At 47.0% G+C, this 22,823-nt stretch carries 18 protein-coding genes and 1 tRNA gene; 11 read left to right on the forward strand and 8 right to left on the reverse strand.

Features of this window, described 5'->3' with window-relative positions:
* Positions 1–6 precede the first annotated feature (6 nt).
* Together lpxB and surE are read right to left on the reverse strand one after the other, a co-directional pair.
* Positions 7–1,143: a lipid-A-disaccharide synthase gene (lpxB, locus tag C510_RS0110210; RefSeq protein WP_018711242.1), complete on the reverse strand. Its 1,137-nt coding sequence runs from the start codon at positions 1,141–1,143 to the stop codon at positions 7–9.
* Entirely contained in the window at positions 1,140–1,916 is a 777-nt protein-coding gene (surE, locus tag C510_RS0110215; RefSeq protein ID WP_022339605.1) for a 5'/3'-nucleotidase SurE, read from the reverse strand. Before surE ends, lpxB begins: the two co-directional genes overlap by 4 nt.
* 252 nt (positions 1,917–2,168) lie before the next feature.
* Between surE and C510_RS0110220 the strand changes: the two genes are divergently transcribed.
* From C510_RS0110220 to C510_RS0110240, 5 genes are all read left to right on the forward strand, one after another.
* Positions 2,169–2,933, forward strand: a complete 765-nt coding sequence (locus C510_RS0110220) for a ParA family protein (protein WP_018711244.1) — start codon at positions 2,169–2,171, stop codon at positions 2,931–2,933.
* A gap of 91 nt (positions 2,934–3,024) precedes the next feature.
* On the forward strand, positions 3,025–3,921 hold the full coding sequence (locus C510_RS0110225) for a ParB/RepB/Spo0J family partition protein (RefSeq protein WP_018711245.1): 897 nt from the start codon (positions 3,025–3,027) through the stop codon (positions 3,919–3,921).
* 13 nt (positions 3,922–3,934) lie between these two features.
* Positions 3,935–4,729, forward strand: coding sequence for a DUF5683 domain-containing protein (locus tag C510_RS0110230; RefSeq protein ID WP_018711246.1), 795 nt, complete (start codon positions 3,935–3,937; stop codon positions 4,727–4,729).
* Between the two features lie 5 nt (positions 4,730–4,734).
* Entirely contained in the window at positions 4,735–6,003 is a 1,269-nt protein-coding gene (locus C510_RS0110235; RefSeq protein WP_018711247.1) for a lytic transglycosylase domain-containing protein, read from the forward strand.
* 103 nt (positions 6,004–6,106) lie between these two features.
* Positions 6,107–8,395 carry a RelA/SpoT family protein gene (locus C510_RS0110240; RefSeq protein ID WP_025892410.1) on the forward strand — a complete coding sequence of 763 codons (2,289 nt, stop codon included), beginning with the start codon at positions 6,107–6,109 and terminating at the stop codon, positions 8,393–8,395.
* Positions 8,396–8,405: 10 nt separating this feature from the next.
* Here the strand turns inward: C510_RS0110240 and C510_RS0110245 are convergent, their stop codons facing one another.
* Both C510_RS0110245 and C510_RS0110250 read right to left on the reverse strand, forming a co-directional pair.
* Complete coding sequence (locus C510_RS0110245; protein ID WP_018711249.1) at positions 8,406–8,753, reverse strand: MerR family transcriptional regulator; 348 nt, start codon at positions 8,751–8,753, stop codon at positions 8,406–8,408.
* 14 nt (positions 8,754–8,767) lie between these two features.
* Positions 8,768–9,736, reverse strand: a complete 969-nt coding sequence (locus C510_RS0110250) for a M23 family metallopeptidase (protein WP_018711250.1) — start codon at positions 9,734–9,736, stop codon at positions 8,768–8,770.
* A 133-nt stretch (positions 9,737–9,869) separates the two neighbouring features.
* On the opposite strand from C510_RS0110250, the gene alaS reads away from it, so the two are divergent.
* Positions 9,870–12,491 carry an alanine--tRNA ligase gene (alaS, locus tag C510_RS0110255; RefSeq protein ID WP_018711251.1) on the forward strand — a complete coding sequence of 874 codons (2,622 nt, stop codon included), beginning with the start codon at positions 9,870–9,872 and terminating at the stop codon, positions 12,489–12,491.
* 237 nt (positions 12,492–12,728) lie between these two features.
* On the opposite strand, the gene C510_RS0110260 is transcribed toward alaS, so the two are convergent.
* The gene (locus C510_RS0110260) at positions 12,729–14,156 is read right to left on the reverse strand and encodes an ATP-dependent DNA helicase (RefSeq protein ID WP_025892409.1); all 1,428 of its coding nucleotides are present in this window, start codon (positions 14,154–14,156) and stop codon (positions 12,729–12,731) included.
* Positions 14,157–14,249: 93 nt separating this feature from the next.
* On the opposite strand from C510_RS0110260, the gene C510_RS0110265 reads away from it, so the two are divergent.
* Genes C510_RS0110265 through C510_RS0110275 form a run of 3 tightly spaced genes read left to right on the forward strand, consistent with a single transcriptional unit; the run spans position 14,250 to position 16,326 of the window.
* Positions 14,250–14,933, forward strand: coding sequence for a hypothetical protein (locus C510_RS0110265; protein ID WP_018711253.1), 684 nt, complete (start codon positions 14,250–14,252; stop codon positions 14,931–14,933).
* Between the two features lie 20 nt (positions 14,934–14,953).
* Positions 14,954–15,769: a DUF3822 family protein gene (locus tag C510_RS0110270; RefSeq protein ID WP_018711254.1), complete on the forward strand. Its 816-nt coding sequence runs from the start codon at positions 14,954–14,956 to the stop codon at positions 15,767–15,769.
* Positions 15,760–16,326: an RsmD family RNA methyltransferase gene (locus C510_RS0110275; RefSeq protein WP_018711255.1), complete on the forward strand. Its 567-nt coding sequence runs from the start codon at positions 15,760–15,762 to the stop codon at positions 16,324–16,326. The genes C510_RS0110270 and C510_RS0110275 overlap by 10 nt, the downstream gene beginning before the upstream one ends.
* Here C510_RS0110275 and cls read toward each other — a convergent pair.
* From cls to C510_RS0110290, 3 genes are all read right to left on the reverse strand, one after another.
* Complete coding sequence (cls, locus tag C510_RS0110280) at positions 16,286–17,722, reverse strand: cardiolipin synthase (protein WP_018711256.1); 1,437 nt, start codon at positions 17,720–17,722, stop codon at positions 16,286–16,288. The genes C510_RS0110275 and cls overlap by 41 nt on opposite strands.
* A gap of 121 nt (positions 17,723–17,843) precedes the next feature.
* Positions 17,844–20,729, reverse strand: a complete 2,886-nt coding sequence (locus C510_RS0110285; RefSeq protein WP_022339596.1) for a TonB-dependent receptor — start codon at positions 20,727–20,729, stop codon at positions 17,844–17,846.
* A gap of 83 nt (positions 20,730–20,812) precedes the next feature.
* A complete protein-coding gene (locus C510_RS0110290) occupies positions 20,813–21,220 on the reverse strand; it encodes a hypothetical protein (RefSeq protein WP_018711258.1) in 408 nt (135 codons plus the stop codon).
* 108 nt (positions 21,221–21,328) lie between these two features.
* Between C510_RS0110290 and aroB the strand changes: the two genes are divergently transcribed.
* Both aroB and C510_RS0110300 read left to right on the forward strand, forming a co-directional pair.
* Positions 21,329–22,390 (forward strand): 3-dehydroquinate synthase, encoded by a 1,062-nt coding sequence (gene aroB / locus C510_RS0110295; RefSeq protein ID WP_018711259.1) that lies wholly within the window; start codon positions 21,329–21,331, stop codon positions 22,388–22,390.
* 142 nt (positions 22,391–22,532) lie between these two features.
* A tRNA-Pro gene (locus tag C510_RS0110300) sits at positions 22,533–22,607 on the forward strand.
* Positions 22,608–22,823: the final 216 nt, after the last annotated feature.

Raw genomic sequence — 22,823 nt, forward strand, 5'->3', positions numbered from 1 at the left:
GTTGTACTATTTCCGTTCTCTCAACAACTGTACAATCTGTCCTGCAGCCCGGCCGGAAGCACCAGGCTCACCCAGTATGGCAATCAACCTGTCATAATCCTCCAGCATCCGTGTACGTTGCATTCCGGAAGGAAGAATAGCTCTCAATTCCTTCCGTATATTTGGAATCGTCATTCCATCTGCTACCAGCTCTGTCACCACTTCTTTTCCGGCAATCAGATTGACTAACGAAATGTATTTCACTTTCAGGATATGCCTGCGGAGGAAAGAGACCAGTTTTCCTGCAGCCGTATAATAACAGACAACCTGAGGTACCCGGAACAACGCCGTTTCCAATGTAGCGGTACCCGAAGTCACCAAAGCAGCCGTAGCATGCTGGAGCAACGGATAAGTTTCACCGAATACAATTTGTGTATGCTCATCCATATAGTTCCGATAAAATTCCGGTTCGATACCCGGCGCACCCGCTACCACAAACTGATAGTCCGGAAATTCCTTCGAGGCGGCAATCATCCGAGTCAGGTTATCCTTGATTTCCTGCTTACGGCTACCTGCCAACAGAGCGACGATAGGTTTATCCGTTAACCCGTGTTTACGGACAAATCCCTGGGAATCTGTTTTCTTTGAATCAAGAAAAGCCGAAACAGCATCTACACATGGATTTCCCACATAATGTATAGGATATTGATGCTTCCGGTAAAAATCCACTTCAAACGGAAGAATAGAGAACAGTTCATCCACATCACGTTTGATATTCTTGATGCGGTATTCCTTCCAGGCCCAGATTTTCGGAGATATGTAATAATAGATAGGGATACGCGTATGTGCGCGGATATATTCGGCTATTTTCAGGTTGAATCCCGGGTAGTCAACCAGAATCAGTACATCCGGATTCCAGGATACAATATCCCCCTTGCAGTAATCCATGTTACGGAAGATGGTCCGCAAATGAAGTAAAACCGGGATAAAGCCCATGTAAGCCATATCCTTGTACGATTTCACACAGGTTCCTCCTACCGCCGCCATCAGGTCACCTCCAACAAAGCGGAACTCGGCCGAAGCATCCGCTTCCTTCAGTGCCTTCATCAGATTGGATGCATGCAAATCTCCCGAGGCCTCTCCAACTATCAGATAATATTTCATACGTGTAAGTTCCAGGATTCTATCTGCTTCTTCAACTCGTAATCCGTTACATCGATTTTAGTCGGTGTAATAGCCACATAGCCATGGTCAAGCGCCCAATGGTCTGTATCCTCCGCTTCCGGTTCGTCATTCTGGTAAACACCGGTCATCCAGAAATAAGCCCCGCCACGCGGATGATTACAAGGGACATACTCCTGCGTCCATACCCCGTCGGTCTGCCGACACACACGGACACCTTTCAGCTTCGGTGTATCCGGGAAATTCACATTCAGACAGGTTCCTTTCGGCAATCCCTTCTCCAGAACTTCCTCTACAATCCGCCGAATATAAGGGTATGCAGGCTTAAAATCAGCATCCGCATCATGATTGCACAGCGAGAATCCTACGGAAGGTATTCCTTTCAGACATCCTTCGATAACCACTCCCATCGTACCGGAGTAATGGACATTTACCGAAGAATTGTCACCGTGATTGATACCTCCTATCACCATATCCGGTACTCTTGGAACAAAGGAATGCAGGGCTATCTTGACACAGTCTGTCGGCGTTCCGCTACAACTGTACAGTTTCAACCCGTCTCCCTCTGTCAGGCATTTCACCTGAATAGGACAGATGGAAGTAATGGCTGCGGAACTTCCGGAACGAGGTCCGTCAGGCGCAACCACAATCAAATCGGCAATCGGCCGCAAAGTTTCTATAAGACATTGGATTCCTTTTGCTTGAAAGCCGTCATCATTCGACAGCAACAATAAAGGTCTACTTGTTTCAGTCATGTTTCTTTCATTTTTACAGTTACAAAGGTACAACCTTTCCGCTGATACGGCAAAGAAAAGACCGTGACAATCCGTTTACAAATCTTAATCTTATCAAAGCATTCCCGATATTTAGGAGATTTATGTATCTTTGCCCTGCCGAAGTTATTAACAAAAGCGGTAAGTTATCAACACTTTGAAAAAAGTAGCCGTTTTTTAATAGGTACTGTCACCGATTATTCGTTACTTCGCACGTTGAATAAACTGATGAATATGGGAAAAATTATTGCTTTAGCCAACCAAAAAGGTGGCGTAGGTAAAACGACAACAACTATTAACTTGGCTGCATCCTTAGCTACTCTCGAGAAGAAAGTACTGGTAATAGACGCTGACCCCCAAGCAAATGCATCATCGGGCCTGGGAGTGGACCTGAAAGATATTGACAGTTCTGTATATGAATGTCTGATAAAACAGGCCGATATCCGGGAAGCCATTTATACAACCGATATTGACGGATTAGACATCATTCCTTCTCACATAGACCTAGTAGGTGCAGAAATAGAAATGCTGAACCTGGAGAACCGTGAGAAAATATTAAGACATGCGCTAGAATCCATCAAAAGCGAATACGATTACATCCTGATAGACTGCTCGCCTTCATTGGGACTGATTACCATCAATGCCCTGACAGCGGCAGACTCGGTTATCATTCCGGTGCAATGTGAATACTTCGCATTGGAAGGAATCAGCAAACTGCTGAACACAATCAAAATCATCAAAACGAAGCTGAACCCGTCACTGGAAATAGAAGGTTTCCTGCTGACAATGTTCGATTCCCGCCTCCGTCTGGCCAACCAGATCTATGACGAGGTGAAACGGCATTTCCAGGAACTGGTATTCAAGACCATCATCCAGCGGAATGTAAAACTGAGCGAAGCTCCGAGCCACGGTATACCGGCCATCTTGTACGATGCGGAATCTACCGGCGCCAAAAACCACCTGGCCTTGGCCAACGAAATTATTAACAAGAATAAATAAAAGCCGTACAGAGAATCTCCGGTACACAGACTCCCGTACCCCGGGAAAGTTCTGGAATTCCCTGTATCTGCTTGAAACATAAAAAACAAATATGGCAGTACAGAAAAAATTTGCATTAGGCCGAGGGCTTGACGCGCTGATATCCAACGATGAGGTCAAGACGTCAGGTTCTTCTTCTATCAACGAGATAGAGCTGAGCAAGATTTCGGTCAATCCGAACCAGCCCCGCCGTGAATTTGATCCCATCGCCTTACAGGAACTGGCTGATTCCATCGCAGAAATCGGGATTATCCAACCGATTACCCTGCGGCAGATGAGCGAAGACTCCTATCAGATTATTGCCGGTGAACGCCGTTACAGAGCCTCTATTCTGGCAGGACTGCAAAGCATCCCGGCCTATATACGCACGGCCAATGATGAGCACGTCATGGAAATGGCTCTGATAGAAAACATCCAGCGGGAAGACCTGAACTCACTGGAAATCGCATTGGCCTACCAGCATCTGATTGAACAATATGACCTGACCCAAGAGCGTCTGAGTGAACGGGTCGGTAAAAAACGAGCTACCATTGCCAACTATATCCGCCTGTTGAAGTTGCCTGCTCCCATCCAGATGGCCTTGAAAAACAAGGAAATCGACATGGGACACGCCAGAGCCTTGTTGGCACTGGATGACCCGAAGGCCCAGATCCGGATTTTCAATGAAATCATCACCCAAGGATATTCTGTAAGAAAAGTAGAAGAAATCGTCAAATCGCTTTCGGCGGGTGAAACGATTGAATCCGGAGGAAAAAAGATTTCCCCTAAAGGGTGCAAGCTCTCCGAAGAATATACGTTGTTGCAGGATCACCTGTGCAACTTTTTCGGAACAAAGGTACAATTGTCATGCAGCCCGAAGGGAAAAGGAAAAATCAGTATTCCTTTCGATAACGAAACAGATCTGGAACGTATCATGGAGATTCTGGATTCCTTGAAATCAACCGAATAAATAAAGGACAACATTGAAACAGCATAAATATACATACATCTTATATTTGTTCCTGGCCTTCAGTGTCATCTTATGCAGCCATACCGAGGTATCCGCACAAAGGGCACGAAAACATCGGGCAGGTCTGCTAGACGCAGATTCTATCCGCCAGCAGCACATCGCCGACAGCCTGGCCTTAATGGACAGTATCGACATCAATCGCGAAGCCATCCTCCGGTCCATGGAAGCACCGGTCGATACTGCTTTACTGGCTCACAAGAACGATTCCCTCCAGCAGCAGGCAGCCATGGAAGTTCCTAAAAAGCGTTGGATACCTAATTCCAACAAATCTGTCTGGCTGGCAATGGTACTCCCCGGAGCAGGCCAAATCTACAACCGTAAATACTGGAAACTTCCCATCATTTACGGAGGATTTGTAGGATGTGCCTATGCCCTGACCTGGAACTCCCAGATGTACAAAGACTATTCACAAGCCTATCAGGATATCATGAGTAACAACCCCAGTCAGGACAGTTACCTGGATTTCCTTCCACCCGGCTATACCGTAGAAGATGTCAATCGGCAACTGGAATACTTCCAATCTACCTTCAAAAGGAAAAAAGACGCTTACCGGCGACAGCGCGACTTAAGTGTCTTCGTATTCATAGGTGTCTATCTGCTTTCAGTCATCGATGCCTATGTAGATGCCGAGTTGTCCGACTTCGATATCTCCAAAGATTTGAGTATGACATTCGAACCTGCAGTGTTTAACGATGTACACCGTGGTTATCCCGAAGCTATCGGTATACGGTGTAGTATCAAATTTTAAAGACCATGAAAAAACTAGTCATCAGCCTTCTGACATTCATCAGTGCTTCTACACTTTGTGCACAACAAAATGAGAAAAGCATTACTGTACGCACAGAAACAGGAGAAGAGGAAATCATAGACCTTCCGGCAGGTATGCTTTCGGAAACAGACAGCCTGTACCTGGACTGGATTTCCAAGCATTATATCAATCCTGCTGAAAACTGTACCATGACACAGGACAATCCGGAAGTAAGCGACTCCGCCTACATCGCCCGGTTACAACGTATTCCAGCCATCATCGAAATGCCCTACAACGATATTGTACGGAAATTCATCGACATGTATGCCATTCGCTTGCGCCAGAAAGTAGCATTCATGTTGAGCGCCAACAATTTCTACATGCCCATCTTTGAGGAAGCACTCGACCTGAATGACCTCCCGCTGGAGTTGAAATACCTCCCGGTCATCGAATCAGCGCTAAACCCGATAGCGACTTCACGCCAGGGAGCGGTAGGACTCTGGCAGTTCATGCTACGTACCGGACAACTTTACGGACTGACAGTCAACAGCCTGGTAGATGAACGAAGAGACCCTATCAAATCGACCTATGCGGCAGCCCGCTACCTGAAAGACCTGTATGAAATCTATCACGACTGGAACCTTGTCCTGGCGGCCTATAACTGCGGACCGGGTACCATCAACAAGGCTATCCGTCGGGCAGGAGGAGAAACCGATTTCTGGAAAATCTACAACTATCTGCCCAGTGAAACCCGGGGATATGTTCCGGCCTTCATCGCCGCCAATTATATCATGAACTATTACTGTGAACATAATATCAGCCCACTGGAAATGCGGTTGCCCGAAGGAACCGATACCATCCATATCACCCGCAACCTGAACCTGAACCAAGTGGCCGATGTCTGCAAAATCAACATCGATGAGCTGCGTTCACTGAATCCGGAGTTCAAGAAAGACATCATTCCGCTCAGCACAGAGCCTTACGCGCTCCGTCTGCCGAACAGCATCATCAGCAGGTTCCTCGAAAACGAAGATTCCATTTACAACTATAAACCGGAAATCTACCAGACCCGCCGTGTCACGGTCAAAGCGGAAACACAAAGCACGTCCGCCAAAAAGGGTAAAAGCGGAAAGGCCGTTTACTACCGCATCCGCCAAGGTGACACCTTGGGAGGCATAGCCGCCAAATACGGTGTCAGTGTAAGCCAGTTACGCCGGTTGAACGGCCTCAGAGGAAACAACATCCGGGCCGGAAAATCCCTCAGAATCCGATAGGAAAAAAAATTATGCAAGTGTTTCCGATTGTCTTCGTGAAACACTTGCATAATTATTTATTTTCCTTATTTTTGCATTATTGATAGAATGGAGAGTAAGCACTATGACGGATGATACATTAATGCAAGAACAAAACGATGAGAAACAAATCAATGCGGCCTTTAATGAGCTGCTTGACAGATACCTGGAAAGTAGACATCGGAAGAAAGTAGAAATCATAACCAAAGCATTCAACTTCGCCAAACAGGCACACAAAGGGGTGAGACGCCGTTCGGGCGAACCTTATATCCTGCATCCTCTGGCAGTAGCCCGTATCGCATGCGTAGAAATCGGACTGGGCTCTACTTCCATCTGTGCAGCCTTACTGCATGACGTTGTCGAAGATACAGACTATACCGTAGAAGACATCGAGAACCTGTTCGGCCCGAAAATCGCACAGATTGTAGACGGACTGACCAAGATTTCCGGTGGTATCTTTGGTGACCGCGCTTCTGCCCAAGCCGAAAACTTCAAGAAGCTGCTGCTGACCATGAATGATGACATCCGCGTCATTCTGATTAAGATTGCCGACCGTCTGCATAACATGCGTACCTTAGGGTCCATGCTGCCAAGCAAGCAGTATAAGATTGCAGGAGAAACCCTATACATCTATGCACCGTTGGCCAACCGACTGGGCCTGAACCGCATCAAGACCGAGTTGGAAGACCTGAGCTTCAAGTACGAACATCCTGAAACCTATCACCAGATAGAAGAAAAACTGAAAGCCACACAGGCCGAACGTGACACCTTGTTCGAAGAGTTCACAGCCCCTATCCGTGCGCAACTGGACAAGATGGGAATCCCCTACCGGATTCTGGCACGCATCAAGTCACCTTATTCCATCTGGAACAAGATGCAGGCCAAGCATATCACCTTCGAAGAAATATACGACATTCTGGCTGTCCGAATCATCTTCACACCACGCTCTGAAGAGGAAGAACTGAACGACTGCTTCAACATCTACGTATCCATTTCAAAAATCTACAAGCCACATCCGGACCGCCTGCGCGACTGGGTAAGCCATCCGAAAGCCAACGGATATCAGGCACTGCATGTCACCCTGATGAGCAACAAGGGACAATGGATTGAAGTGCAGATACGTAGCGAGCGCATGAACGACGTAGCCGAACAAGGCTTCGCCGCCCACTGGAAATACAAGGAAGGAGGCGGAAGCGAAGATGAAGGCGAACTGTCCAAATGGCTGAAGACCATCAAAGAAATTCTGGACGACCCCCAACCGGATGCCCTGGATTTCCTGGATACCATCAAGCTGAATCTGTTTGCTTCAGAAATCTTTGTATTTACACCGAAGGGTGAAATCAAGACCATGCCTCAGAACAGTACGGCACTTGACTTCGCCTTTTCTATCCATACTTTCCTGGGAAGCCACTGTATCGGAGCCAAAGTCAATCACAAGCTGGTTCCGCTAAGCCATAAACTGCAAAGCGGAGACCAGGTGGAAATTCTGACTTCCAAGTCGCAGAAAGTACAACCTTCGTGGATTAACTTCGCTACGACAGCCAAAGCCAAAGCCAAGATTCTGGCCATCCTGAAGCGGGAAAACAAGGAACTGCAGATGCAGGGAGAAGACATGCTGCACGACTTCTTCAAGAAGGAAGGACTGGAATGGAACGAAACCAACATCTCGAAACTATGCGCCATGCACAGCGTGAAAGATGTGGATGAGCTGGCACTGAAAATCGGAAAAAAGATTATCCTGCTGGGCAACAACGAAGTCAATGAACTGAAAGAGAGACCTACCCAGAACAACTGGAAGAAATACATTTCTTTCGCCTTTGGCGGCAACAAGAACAAGGGGAACGGAACGTCGAGCGAAAAACAGGCAGAAGAGAAACCTGCCCAACTGGATATAGACAAGAAGAAAATCATCAAGCTGACTCCGGATGCCATTCAGAAGAACTATATCATAGCCGACTGCTGTAAACCGATTCCGGGGGATGACGTCCTGGGATATATCGATGACAACAACCGGATTATCATCCATAAACGCCAATGCCCGATTGCTTCACAGCTGAAGACCAGCTTCGGGAACCGGCTGCTGGCCGTACAATGGGAAATCGGGAAAGCACTGAACTTCCCTGTAAACGTATATATAAAAGGTATTGATGCCATCGGTGTGCTGAATCAGGTTACACAGATTATTTCACAGCAACTGAACGTAAACATCCACAAGCTGTACATCGAATCAAACGATGGTATCTTCGAAGGAAGAATCCAGCTTTTCGTACACGATGTAGACGATGTGAACACCATCTGCGAAAACCTGAAGAAGGTGGAAAACATCAAGCGGGTAACCCGTATCGAGAACTTCGACGGACAACTGACCGACTGAAAAAGCTATCTCAAGTCAAATAATCGAGCTCCTTGCGCATGCTGAGGAGCTCTTTTTTTATCTCCTTCAGACGTTCCAGAATTTCAGCCGTATTCATGGTAGTTTCCTTGTTCATCTTCAGACGCTGTTTGGCACCCGCCAGCGTCATTCCTTTCTCTTTCACCAGATGATATACCAGCCGGATATTCTCGATGTCTTCCTTCCGGTACTGGCGTATATTCCCACCGGCCTTTTTGGGAGCAATCATGGGAAATTCCTTTTCCCAATACCGGAGCAACGACTCGTTTACTCCGAACATTTTCGCTACCTCGCTGATGGAATAATACAACTTCAGTTCTTTATCTGCCTTCAATGCCATAATTACCTACAAGATTAATCGAACACCTTACCATGGTTGGCCGCGATTTCCACCATCTTGTCATAATCGTCGGCACTCAAATCCATAAAATAATAGTTCACCGGATTCACAATCTGTCCCTTCACATGCACTTCATAATGCAAATGCGGACCTGTACTCTTTCCTGTACTGCCCACCTCACCGATTATCTCTCCTCGCATCACCTGCTGTCCCGCCCTTACCTTAATCTTACTCAGGTGAGCATATTTGGTGACGTAACCGAAACCGTGGTCAATGTCAATACAGTTTCCATAAAGTCCTTCCCAACCGGCTTTCACTACCTTTCCGTTTCCGGTGGCATAGACAGGCGTCCCGACATTCGCCGAAAAATCCATTCCGGCATGGAATTTCACTGTCTTGTAGATAGGGTCGATACGGGTACCATACCCCGAAGCGGTCTGCTTCAGGTTCTTGTTAGACACCGGCTGGATGGCGGGGATACTGGCCAACATGTCATCGTGCTTTTTACAAAGTTCCACCACCTCATCAAAAGATTTTGACTGGATATAGATTTCTCGCGACAGACGGTCCATCTGTTGGGTGGTATTGATGACCAGGTCGGCACTGGCCAAATCCTGAAGTTCCTCGTAACGGTTGGTACGCCGGTAACTGGCCGAACGCAATTCTTCAGGCACCGGGTCGGCCTGCATCATGACACGATACAGGTTATCATCACGCTGCTGCAAGCGCAGCATCACACTCTGGGCTTCATCCAAACGGGAGGAAAGAATCTGATACTGAGACAGCAGACGCGAATTTTCCACTCTCAGGTCCTTCTCCGAAGGAGAACCGAAGACCCACAGCAGCAGAAGAAAGCTGCCGGCTCCCAGCCCCATTCCCACAAACAAGCGGCGCAGGTAACTCAAGACCCGCTGACGCATCGTCGGATAAATCCGGTCATACGTACGTGTTTTCGGATTATAAATGTAATAAACTTTACGCATTCAAACCTGATTTGGATTTTTTTAAGGCACAAAATCCCAAGTTTTTGAGCCAAACATACGGACAAAAATAATAAAACAGATTATCTTTGCAAATCAATTTTCAGAATATTAACTACAAGACATTATAAGAAGTATGTTGACAGCAAATGAAATCCGCGACTCATTCGTCAAATTCTTTGAGTCGAAAGGACATCAGATTGTGCCTTCTGCACCGATGGTCATCAAAGACGACCCGACCCTGATGTTCACCAACGCAGGTATGAACCAGTTCAAGGACATTATCCTGGGTAACCATCCTGCCAAATACAAACGTGTAACCGACTCGCAGAAATGTCTGCGCGTCAGCGGAAAGCACAATGACCTGGAAGAAGTAGGTCACGATACATACCACCATACCATGTTCGAAATGCTGGGTAACTGGTCATTCGGCGATTATTTCAAGAAAGAAGCCATCAGCTGGGCATGGGAATTCCTGGTAGATGTACTGAAAATCGACCCGAAAGACCTGTATGCTACCGTATTCGAAGGCAGTCCTGAGGAAGGCCTGGAACGCGACAACGAAGCAGCATCCTACTGGGAACAGTTCATGCCGGCCGACCACATCATCAACGGAAACAAGCATGACAACTTCTGGGAAATGGGTGATACAGGTCCATGCGGTCCGTGTTCGGAAATCCACATCGACTCCCGCTCGGAAGAAGAAAAGGCCAAAGTTCCCGGACGCGAACTGGTGAACAAGGACCATCCGCAGGTTATCGAAATCTGGAACCTGGTATTCATGCAATACAACCGTAAGGCAGACGGCAGCCTGGAACCGCTTCCAGCCAGAGTAATCGATACCGGTATGGGATTCGAACGTCTGGTACGTACCATGCAGGGAAAGACTTCCAACTATGATACCGATGTATTCCAGCCCATCATCAAGGCCATCGGTGACCTTTCCGGCAAGAAATACGGTGACGATCCGAAAATCGATGTCGCCATGCGTGTGGTTGCCGACCATATCCGTACCATCGCCTTCTCCATCACCGACGGTCAGTTGCCGTCTAATGCCAAGGCCGGTTACGTAATCCGTCGTATCCTGCGCCGTGCCGTACGTTATGCCTATACCTTCCTCGACCAGAAACAGGCTTTCATGTACAAGCTGATTCCTGTACTGATTGAAAATATGGGTGGCGCATATCCGGAACTGAAAGCACAGCAAGGACTGATTGAAAAGGTCATCAAGGAAGAAGAAGAAGCCTTCCTGCGTACGTTGGAAACAGGTATACGTCTGCTGGACAAGGTCATGGCTGATACCAAAGCTGCCGGAAAGACCGAAATCAGCGGTGTAGACGCCTTTACCTTGTACGATACCTTCGGTTTCCCGTTCGACTTGACCGAACTGATTCTGCGTGAAAACGGTCTGACTGCCGATGTAGCTGGTTTTGAAGCCGAAATGCAGAAACAGAAACAGCGTGCCCGTAACGCAGCCGCTGTAGAAACCGGCGACTGGGTGGTACTGAAAGAAGGTGAAACCGAATTTGTAGGTTATGACTATACCGAGTACGAAACCAGCATCCTGCGCTACCGCCAGATCAAGCAGAAAAACCAGACGCTGTATCAGATTGTACTCGACAAGACTCCGTTCTATGCAGAAAGCGGAGGTCAGGTGGGCGATACCGGTGTCATCGTCAGTGAATTCGAAACCATCGACATCATCGATACGAAGAAAGAAAACAACCTGCCGATCCACATCGCCAAGAAATTGCCGGAACATCTGGATGCTCCGATGATGGCCTGTGTAGATACCGACAAACGTGCAGCCTGTGCAGCCAACCACTCTTGTACACACTTGCTGGATGAAGCGTTGCGCGAAGTGCTGGGCGACCATGTAGAACAGAAAGGTTCATTGGTTACTCCGAACTCACTCCGTTTCGACTTCTCACACTTCCAGAAAGTGACCGACGAAGAAATACGTCAGGTAGAACACCTTGTCAACGCCAAGATTCGTGCCAACATTCCACTGAAGGAATACCGTAACATTCCTATCGAGGAAGCGAAGGAACTGGGCGCCATCGCCTTGTTCGGCGAAAAGTACGGCGACCATGTCCGTGTCATCCAGTTCGGTTCGTCCATCGAATTCTGTGGTGGTACCCATGTAGCCGCTACCGGAAACATCGGTATGGTGAAAATCTTGTCTGAAAGTTCTGTCGCAGCCGGTGTACGCCGTATCGAAGCCATTACAGGTGCCCGCGTAGAAGAAATGCTGGACGGATTCCAGGATACCCTGCGTGAATTGAAGTCCCTGTTCAACAATGCTCCCGACCTGGCCAATTCCATCCGCAAGGCCATCGACGAGAATACCGGTCTGAAGAAACAGATGGAAGAATTCAAGAAAGAAAAGCAGGCACAGATGAAGGAAAGACTCTTGAGCAACATCAAGGAAGTGAACGGAGTCAAACTTATCAAACTCTGCGCATTGATGACTAGCCCTGAAGCAGTCAAGAACATCGCATTCCAACTGAGAGGTGAAATCACGGAAAACCTTTTCTTCGTTGCCGGAACCCAGTTCGAAGGAAAACCGACATTGACCGTCATGCTGAGCGACAATCTTGTGGCTGGAGGTCTGAAAGCCGGTGCTCTGGTGAAAGAAGCCGCCAAACTGATTCAAGGTGGTGGTGGAGGACAACCTCACTTTGCGACTGCCGGTGGTAAGAACATCGACGGTCTGAATGCTGCAGTCGACAAGATCATCGAACTTGCCGGATTATAATCGTATTCTTCATGTACCGTGAACAACCGTTTACGGCACATGACCGATAAAACCTTACAACGGCCCTGCCTTTCCGAAAGACAGGGCCGTTACTTTTTATCGGATTTCAGTCAAGCATCCGTCTCTTCCAAAACGAACGGACGCATTCCACAAAACAAACGGACGTATTCATTGAAACGAACGGGCGTTCTTAGTCAAACGAACGGGCAAATTCATCCGGACACGAGTTCGTTTTCTTCATTCGGCTTCTTCCGTCTGCGCCTTCGGCCAGTTCACCAGATACAAGACCTCGGTAGCACGGGTAAAGGCCGTATAAAGCCAACGGTAATAATCCGGAGTCAGCATCTCCTCGGTCATATATCCCTGATCCAGGAAAACCCGCTGCCACTGTCCGCCCTGAGCCTTATGACAGGTTACCGCATAAGCATATTTTACCTGCAAGGCATTGTAATGAGAGTCTTCCTTCATCTTCTTCATCCGCTCGCGTTTGGTCGGCAAATCGGCGTAATCCTCCAGGATGGTATAAAACAGCTTGTCGTTCTGTTCTTTAGGAAACGAAGGGGCATCCGAGTGTAAAGTATCCAGCAGAATCTTCACCTCCAGTTCCAGGTTCTCGTAATCCGGAAATTCGAGCACCACGTCGGCGAAACGACAGCCATACATCTCGCGCACACGACGCACACGACGAACTACCGCAATGTCACCGTTGGCTATGAAGTCCACCTCCTTGCAATCCTTTCCCCAGAAATAGTTGTTCTTAGCCACCATAAGCAGCTCGCCCGTATTCAGTTCATCCTCCCGGTAAAGAATGGTATTCCGGATACCGTTATTATAAAGGTTAGCCCGTTTATTCGAACGGCAGATAATCATGGTTTCATCCATCCCTACCTTATCGTAACACTCATTGATGGCTTCTATCAGTTCACTTCCCGGCAAAATCCGGATATCCGGAAAACCGCCTAACCGGATACGAGGCAAATCAAAGCCGAAATCTTCCGTAATGTAACGGCGCAACAAAGTCGCATTGTAAAGGATGCCTGAGTCGTTCATCTGACGCACCACCTGCGTCAGCACACATTCCGTCGGCACGAGCCCGTATCCTTGTAATATTTCCTTCATCAAGGCCGGACTCTCTTCTTCACCTACCGGAGGAAGCTGGGCCGTATCTCCCACCAGCATCAGCCGGCACCCCTGTCCGCCGTAAATGTACTGAATCAAATCATCCAGCAACCGCCCGGTTCCGAACGACATTCCGGAAAGACCGTCGTTCGAAATCATGGAAGCCTCGTCGACGATAAACAAGGTATGCTGGTACAAATTCTGATTGAGCGTAAAATTGTCTGTCTCATTCGAGAAAGTCCGCTGCCGGTAGATACGTTTATGGATGGTATAGGCAGGGTGTTGCGCATAGCGGGAAAAGACTTTGGCCGCCCGCCCGGTAGGTGCCAGCAGCACACACTTCCACTTCAGCAGGTCAAGGGTCTTTACCAATGCGCCGATTAGGGTTGTTTTTCCGGTACCTGCATACCCTTTCAGCAAGAATATTCCCTCCTGATTTCCTGAAAAGAGAAATTCTGCAAAAGATTTCATTGCAAATTCTTGCTCATCTGTTGGTTTATACAAAAAATTTCGCTTAATTTGCTGCGTCAAATCATCAATTAACATAATGCTGTAGAAAAAGTTTACATAAGTTTGACGTGAATAAATTTATTTATTTATTTTTGCGATACGAATATAAACTAAAAAAATAATATTATCATGAAAACAGTTATTAATCTTGTATTAGCCGTCTGCGTAATCTGCTTAGTGTATATCTGCTACGGCAGTATCATGGGCCCTATCAACTTCACTAAAGAAAAAGACATCCGAGAAAAAGCGATTATCGCTCGTTTGATCGATATTCGTAAAGCACAACAAGAATATCGTACAGCACACCGATGCTATACAGACAACTGGGATACCTTGATTACTTTCGTTAAAACAGCCAAGGTACCGTTCATCATGAAGGAAGGTTCTTTGACAGACGACCAATTGAATGGTGGTATGACTGAAAAGAAAGCTATGGAAATGATCCAGAAGGCAAAACGTACCGGTAAATGGGACGAAGTAAAGGCTGCCGGTCTGGAAAACTTCCGTCGTGATACTGTATGGGTAGCCGTTATGGATACTATCTTCCCGAAAGGATTCGTTGCAGACTCTCTGCCGTTCGTTCCTTACGGAAATGGCAACAAGTTTGAACTGGCTATCCGCAAAGATACTACAGAAACAGGTGCTCCTCTGAACTTGTTCCAGGCTCAGGTTCCTTACGAAACTTATTTGAGCGGAATCAACGAACAGGAATTGCTTAATCTGAAAGACTTGCAGACTAAGTTGAACAAGTACTGCGGTTTGAGAGTCGGTGATATCGAACAGCCGAACAACAACGCAGGTAACTGGGAATAATCTCCTCTATTACATAAAAAATGACTGAACGTATCGATTTAAGCAAATCGGACCAATATACATTATCCATCCGCCTGAGCGCGGATGGATTTTCTTTTTCTATCTACAATCCCTTGAGTGGCAGCGACTTCTATTTCCAGCCATACCCCATCCATACCCAGCATTCACTGGCGGCCAACGTGAAGTCTTTTCTGGCAGAGACCGAAGAACTTTCACTTCCTTACCGCCAGACCAACCTGCTGATACATTCGTCGCGATATACTCCTGTTCCCCTGGAGCTGTACGAGGACGAACAGATGGATACACTTTTCTATCAGAACCTGCCCAGACAAAATAACGAAGTCATTCTGTGCAATATATTGGGAAGAAGCAATTCAGTGGTCCTCTTTTCGCTTGACAAACTGACTCACGTGTTCCTGTCAGAGAAATTTCCGGAAGCACGTTTCTTTGCAGCCATCAGTCCGCAGATAGAATACCTGGCTGCCCGAAGCAAGCAAGGGAACAACCGGAAACTCTTTGCCAACCTCCATCCCGCCTCCATCGACGTGTTGGCCTTCGACAAAGGGAAACCGTTACTGCTGAACACTTATTCCATCAGAGAAACGGCCGACCAATGTTACTACATACTCAACGTATGGAAAGAACTGGGCTACGACCAGGAACGGGACGAACTGCATCTGGCCGGAAACCAGCCCAAGAAAGAACTGCAGCAAATGCTGCAGCCTTACCTGAGACACGTATACATTATTAACCCCCAGGCGGAATTCAACGACTCGGAAGCCAGCCGTATCGAAGAGATTCCGTTTGACATGCAATCCTTGATATCATGCGAGTAATCAGCGGTATTTATAAACGGAGACGTTTTGATGTTCCCCATACATTCAAAGCACGTCCGACAACAGACTTTGCCAAAGAAAACCTGTTCAATGTACTGAACAATTACCTGGATTTTGAAGATCATGTAACGGCCCTCGACTTGTTTGCCGGCACAGGCAGCATCAGCATCGAACTGGTTTCACGTGGATGCGACCGGGTCATATCAGTAGAAAAAGACCCGCAACACTATGCCTTCATCTGCAAGGTCATGAAAGAAGTGAAGACCGACAAATGCCTTCCGATACGCGGAGACGTATTCAAGTACATGGAACGGTGCGGAGAACAGTTCGATTTCATCTTCGCCGACCCGCCCTATGCCTTGAAAGAGCTGAAAACAATCCCTTCACTGGTCTTCCGCTATAACCTGTTGAAACCCGACGGACTTTTCGTCCTGGAACACGGGAAAGACCTCAGTTTCGAAAATGACCCTCATTTTATAGAACACCGGCACTATGGCAGTGTAAACTTCTCATTCTTCAGAGAAGCGGAGCCAGCAGCCGAACCACAGACTCTGTAAAACGATTGCTCCAGGAACGGGCCGCCCACATTTTCGGTACCAGAAACATGCATTTCTTCTGGTCTTCCAGAAAGATATTTTTCAAAGCCAATGCTGTCTCCTTGTCATAGAAGAAAGCATTGGCTTCAAAATTATGTTCGAAACTCCGGAAATCCATGTTGGTCGAACCGACCGTACTCCACCGGTCGTCCGATACCATCAGCTTGGAATGCAGGAATCCTTTCCGGTACAGGTAAATCCGTACACCGGCCTTCATCAACATATCCAGGTAAGAAAAAGATCCCTTATGAGTCAACCAGGTATCGGCCTTCTTGGGTATCATGATCCTGACGTCGATTCCGGCCAAGGCCGCAGTCTGCAGTGCGGTCAATATCTGCTCTGTAGGAAGCAGGTATGGTGTCTGCACATAGAAATACTTCCGTGCACTGCTGATTGCCATCATAATGCCCTGCATCATCTCCCGCCATTCCCCTACCGGGTCTGAAGTCACAATCTGGGCAACTACCGTTCCTTTTTCCCGCATTTTCGGATAATACACCTCACCAGTCAACAATGTCCGGTCCACTACATACCAGTCGGTAAGAAAAGCCGTCTGAAGTCCATACACGGCTTTACCGGACAGTTTCACATGGGTGTCCCTCCAAGGGCCCCACGAAGTCCCTTTGATGTAACGGTCGGCAATGTTCATTCCACCGATAAAACCTACCTTACCGTCGATGACAACAATCTTCCGGTGATTCCGGTAATTCACTTTACTGGTGAACTGCGGGAAACGTACCTTCAGAAAACTCTGGGCATCGATACCTTCGAAAAGCATCTGTTCATAAAAGGCACGATCCACTTTCCAGCAGCCCACATCGTCGTAGAGCACACGTATCTTCACCCCCTCACGTGCCTTGTCATTCAGAATATCCCGCAACAATCTGCCGGTAGCATCGTTCTCGAATATATAGAATTCCAGATGAATGTGGTGGCGCGCCTTCGATACCTCACGTATCAGATCCAGCAACATGGAAGCTCCATCCGTATGGATAGCCAGGGCATTCCCCTCAAACGTCAGTGCATTACAAGTACGCCTGAAGAATCCCATCAGGATATGCTGGTCTTTCGAAACCGGAAGAGAAAGCTGCGCCTGGAATTCAGCCATCGGACGTTTCCGTAACCTGCTGTACCCTTTCCGGCTGATGAGACGTTCCTTACGCGTGCTACGCCCAAAGAAGAAATAAAAGACAAGACCGACAACCGGCAAAAAGAAAAGCACAAGAATCCAAGCCATTGTCTTGACCGGATTCCGGTTATCGAGAATAATGACCAGAGCTATACTGAAAATCAAGCTGAAATATAAAATGTAGAAAACTACATAAGCAGCTTCACCAAGTAAGGAGAAATCAGTCATAGGCATTGCTTTTCAACAAAATTACGACTATTTTCCGAAACTCGTCTATACCGGCACAAAAAAAGGTTCACCCGGCCTTAAAAGCCAAGTAAACCTTCTATGAACAAAAGCAGTATTATTGTCAGAAACGACGACGGCCAGGACCACCAAAGCCACCCGGGCCTCCGAATCCTCCACGGCCACCAGGTCCCATCTCCGGACGGGCACCCTTCCCACCGAAAAGATTCAAGCGGTAAATGAAGTGAACCATACAATAGCTGTAGATTGCATTATACTCTGTATCCTGACGCATGGCAGCACTGATGGTACGGCTTACGTTGCTCTGATTCTTCAGAATATCATAGAACTGGATACTTACAGTTGCCGCATTCCCTTTCAGGAAATTCTGCGAAATCTGTGCATTCCAAATCAGTTCGTCACGGTTCATGCTGGCATCTGCATATCCCCGACGTGAGTTCTGAGAGATATCTGTAGAAATGGACATGTTCCACGGCAGATTCACATTGGTACTGGCACCGTAAGAGAACTGATAGGTATCCATGTTATTTTCTTTCTGGAAGTTGTTACGTGTACGCGTATAGTTCAACGATCCGTTCAAAGAGAACTCCCACCAGTCACCGCGATACGTTCCGCGCAGACGCTCGGACAAAGTCAGCTGACGAGTCTTGTTCTTGTCGGCCTGATTCATCAGGTCCTCATCACTGATATAGCTGACGATATTGTTGAAACGTGACATCGTAAAGGTATTGATGGTAAATTTCTTGTTGCGCAATGCGGTATTCGTTCCCAATATACCGAACAGGTTCCAGTTTCCGTTGATATTTTCCGGCATCGTAACGTATCCACCGGTTTCTTCGTTATACTGACGGCGGTTACTGATGCTGTTCAATACATTCTGGAAACGCAAATGGGTCATGACCCCCCGTTGCTTTTCCGGGTTGAACATGTTATAGAATACCATCAACGAGTTGGTGAAGGAAGGCTTCAATCCTGAATTTCCCACACGGATATCCAAGGGGTCTGTATCGTCTACAATCGGCAACATGTCTGTCATGCTCGGCTGTGAACTTCTTCCCCGGTAATTCACACGCAACTGACTGGTCTTTGAAAAATTATACCGGAAGTCCAGGGTCGGTGTAAAATTGAAGACCTTTCTGACTACCGCTGTATCCAAATCTCCCTGCTTGTAAGACAATTTGGTATTCTGAGGCTGGAAAGAACCTCCGACATTCAACTGCATCTTTTCACGAATCCAACGCAACTGCACATCTGCCTGGTGGTTATAGTAATCGTATTCTGCCGTCTTACTTAAATCCGGATTGAACACAGCCACATCAGTCAGATACCCTTCAGGGATAGTCCAGCCATTCGGCATATCGTAGGTCGAATTGTCTGTCTTCGACTTGCTATACTGGAAATTATAACTGAACTGAAGGAAACCACCTTTAAAAATCGGTTCACTGTAAGTGAAACGCAACGAATAATTATACGACTTTGTCGGTGTTGTGATATATCGGTTCAAGATTTCCAACTGCTCTTCAAGCGTCTGTTGATAATATTCTGTCGTTGATGTAGAGAACTGTTCGCTTTCGCTGTTGGTATAATTATAAGTACCACGGAAGTTGATGTTACGGCCGGGTTTACCCAAACGACGGTTAAGCATCAAGGAACCTCCCGCTGATACATCATCACTCTTACTCAAAGAATTACGGACAATGGTATTGATGATGTTTTCTTCCGGAACCAAGGATGTCAAATCCTCAGCATTCATCAGTTCATCGGTATCGTGTTCGGGGTCTGCATTGAACGTATACGATTTCGAATCACTGGCATTGTTTGTTTTTCCGTAGGTCAACCGTGGACGGACAAGTACGGTAGTCAAAGTATCCGGATTCCATTCGATACGGAAATCGGCTGTCAAGTTCGTGGTCTTGTTCCGGTTCGCAGTCAGGGCATTCTTGAATGAACTGGTTTCGCTGGAAATAAACGTTTCTGAATTCGTCTTGCTCTGGATATCGGCATCCCTATAATTAAAGTTCACACTACCACCTGTTTCCAGTTTTTCACTTTTGGTCGCAAAATTGAAACCACCCATTTTCACGGCATTCAGTCCGTTCTGACCACCCCATCGGCCGCCACCGCCGCCGCCAGGAAAGCCGTTGTCATTCACATTGTTCATTGATCCGATAACCGTAAACTGATTGTCTCCCCAGAAACGGTTCACCATCAGTTTACCGCTATAACGGTCTTCTGTACCGGCTGCCACATCGGCATTTCCCAGCCAGCCATGATTCATACCGGGCTTCACACTCAGGTCAAGTACGGTTTCTTCTTCACCGTCGTCAATGCCTGTCACCCGGGCCATATCCGATTTCTTATCGTAGGCACGTATCTTGTCGATGATGTTTACGGGAAGGTTCTTCATGGCAATGTTCGGGTCGTCCGCAAAGAATTCCTTGCCGTCTATCATGATTTTCTTGATTTCCTTGCCGTTGATGGTAATGGTACCGTTTTCATCCACCTCGGCTCCCGGCAATTTCTTTACCAGCTCTTCCAGTGCCGAACCTTCCGGTACACGATAGGCCGAACTGGTGTACACCAAGGTATCTTCCGAAGCCGTTACCTCCGGAGCCTGCGCTACAATCACAGCTCCTTCCAGCATGATGGCATCCGAATTCAACTCGATTTCACCCACATTCAAACGCTGACGGGCACTTGTCAGTTTTACCGATTTCAATACCGGCTTATACCCGACAAAAGAAATTTTCAGTAAATAGTCTCCCGGCCTGGCAGACAAAGAAAACTTTCCGTCCAGATTGGTCACATTTCCTACCACCATGGAACTGTCTTTCGGTGCAAGGAGCTGTACCGTCGCCTGCATGACAGGCGATTTGTCGTCTCCATCAAGTACTGTACCCGACACCGTCACTCTCCTGCTACCGCTTTGTGCAAAAGCAGACATCACCATCAGTGACATCAGCAGTATACCCATTACCCACTTTTTCATCGTCGTTGCTTCATTTTTTTATTTCAGTTGTCCGTTTGACACCTATCCGCCGAAAAGGTTTAACAGGCGTATCTTAAAAAAAGTTATTTACGACGGAATGTTCTTTCCATCCGCTGTTTCTGCAACTGAAATTCCCAACAGATGACATTAATCACCATATATACGATACCGATTGAATTGTCGGCCTCCTGCATATCATTATCAATAGCAGCCTTCACCAGAACCACCACATAATAGATACCCCACACATAAAGCGCATATTTCATCGCTTTCAGACGCAAACTTCCTGTCACTTCATTCTCATCCTTGGTCTTTGCCAGAAAGACCATGAATAAAGATACCCAAATAACCAGTTTCATTCCCAGTTTGACAAGCACCAGATTGCCATCGTGCACCATACCAAACATATACATCAACATCGGCACAAAAACAGCCAGCAGCAGAAGTGCATAGCCTGCCACTCTGCACGGAACAGGTAAAATTCCTTTCATAATTACATTTCATTAAAATTTGTCCACAAAAATAATTAAATGTTATCTTTCTGACATCCTCATCTGACTTTTTTTCTATTTTTGCGCAATAAAACATGCATTCATCTTATGAGCAAACAAGAAGTCATTATCTGTACGGACCTGCGGCAGGATCTGGAGAAAGCTGTCACCTCCCACTCGTTCGACAAACTTTTCGTCCTCACCGACGAACACACGCGCAAAATGTGTTATCCCCTCATAGCCTCTTTCCCCTGCATACAGGGAGCCGAACTGCTCTGTATCGGCGTAGAAGACATCCACAAGAACCTGGAAACACTGGCCTATGTCTGGACTCAGTTGAGTACCCGAGGCGCTACCCGGCATTCTCTACTGATTAATCTGGGAGGCGGTATGGTTACCGATTTGGGTGGTTTTGCGGCTGCAACCTTCAAACGGGGCATCTCATACATCAACATTCCTACGACCTTACTCTCCATGGTAGATGCTGCCGTAGGAGGAAAAACCGGAATCAACTTCAACGGGCTGAAAAATGAAATCGGTGCTTTCGCTCCGGCCGATCAGGTACTGATAGACTGTGAATTTCTGCGGACACTCGATCACGCAAATATCCTGTCCGGCTATGCAGAGATGCTGAAACACGGACTCATCAGCAATACCACTCATTGGGCTGAACTGCTGAACTTCGACCTTACCAACATTGATTATGCGCGTCTGCAACAACTGGTAGGACGCTCGGTACATGTAAAAGAAGACATCGTAGCACAAGACCCGTTCGAAAAAGGTATCCGGAAAGCCCTGAATCTGGGACATACTATCGGCCATGCTTTCGAAAGCTTTGCCTTGAAACGGGAACATCCGGTACTGCACGGTTACGCTGTAGCCTGGGGAATCGTATGCGAACTGTATCTGTCGGCTCTGAAGACAGGTTTTCCCAAAGACAAGATGCACCAGACACTTTATTTCATCAAGGAAAATTACGGGAAATTCCCCTTTACCTGCAACGATTACGAATGCCTGTATGAATATATGAAGCATGACAAGAAAAATGCGGCTGCAGGAAGCATCAATTTTACTCTCTTGGGAGAAATAGGAGATATCCGCATCAATCAGACGGCCAGCCAGGAGGAAATTTACGAACTGCTGGACTTCTATAGCGAAACGATGGGATAACCGGCTGGCCTTCATTCTGTAAAAGCATACTTTCACTCTTTCCAACGAGTATGCCTTTACAGAAAGTAAGACACGTAACGTAACAATTCCTGAAAATTCATTTGGATATTCAAAATAAAGCGTTACCTTTGCACTCGCAATTCGGGGTGTAGCTCAGCCCGGTTAGAGTACGCGTCTGGGGGGCGTGTGGTCGCTGGTTCGAATCCAGTCACCCCGACTGGTGAAAATGAACGAACATTGCTAGAAATGTGCTTTCACAGTGAAACATCGTCTTTCACCCCAAAAACCTATATAACAAGCAGTTAAATTTACGTGAAAGCGTGAAACTGATAATCCGAAACATATCTGTAAAGAAAAGAGACGCACAGGATAACCAATGTCTTCTGCCCTGAACATAAAAAGAGACTGCTTTCAGAATATCAATCCGATACCC

Origin of the sequence: Phocaeicola barnesiae DSM 18169 = JCM 13652, assembly GCF_000374585.1 — a bacterium.
GTDB classification, from domain to species: Bacteria; Bacteroidota; Bacteroidia; order Bacteroidales; family Bacteroidaceae; genus Phocaeicola; species Phocaeicola barnesiae.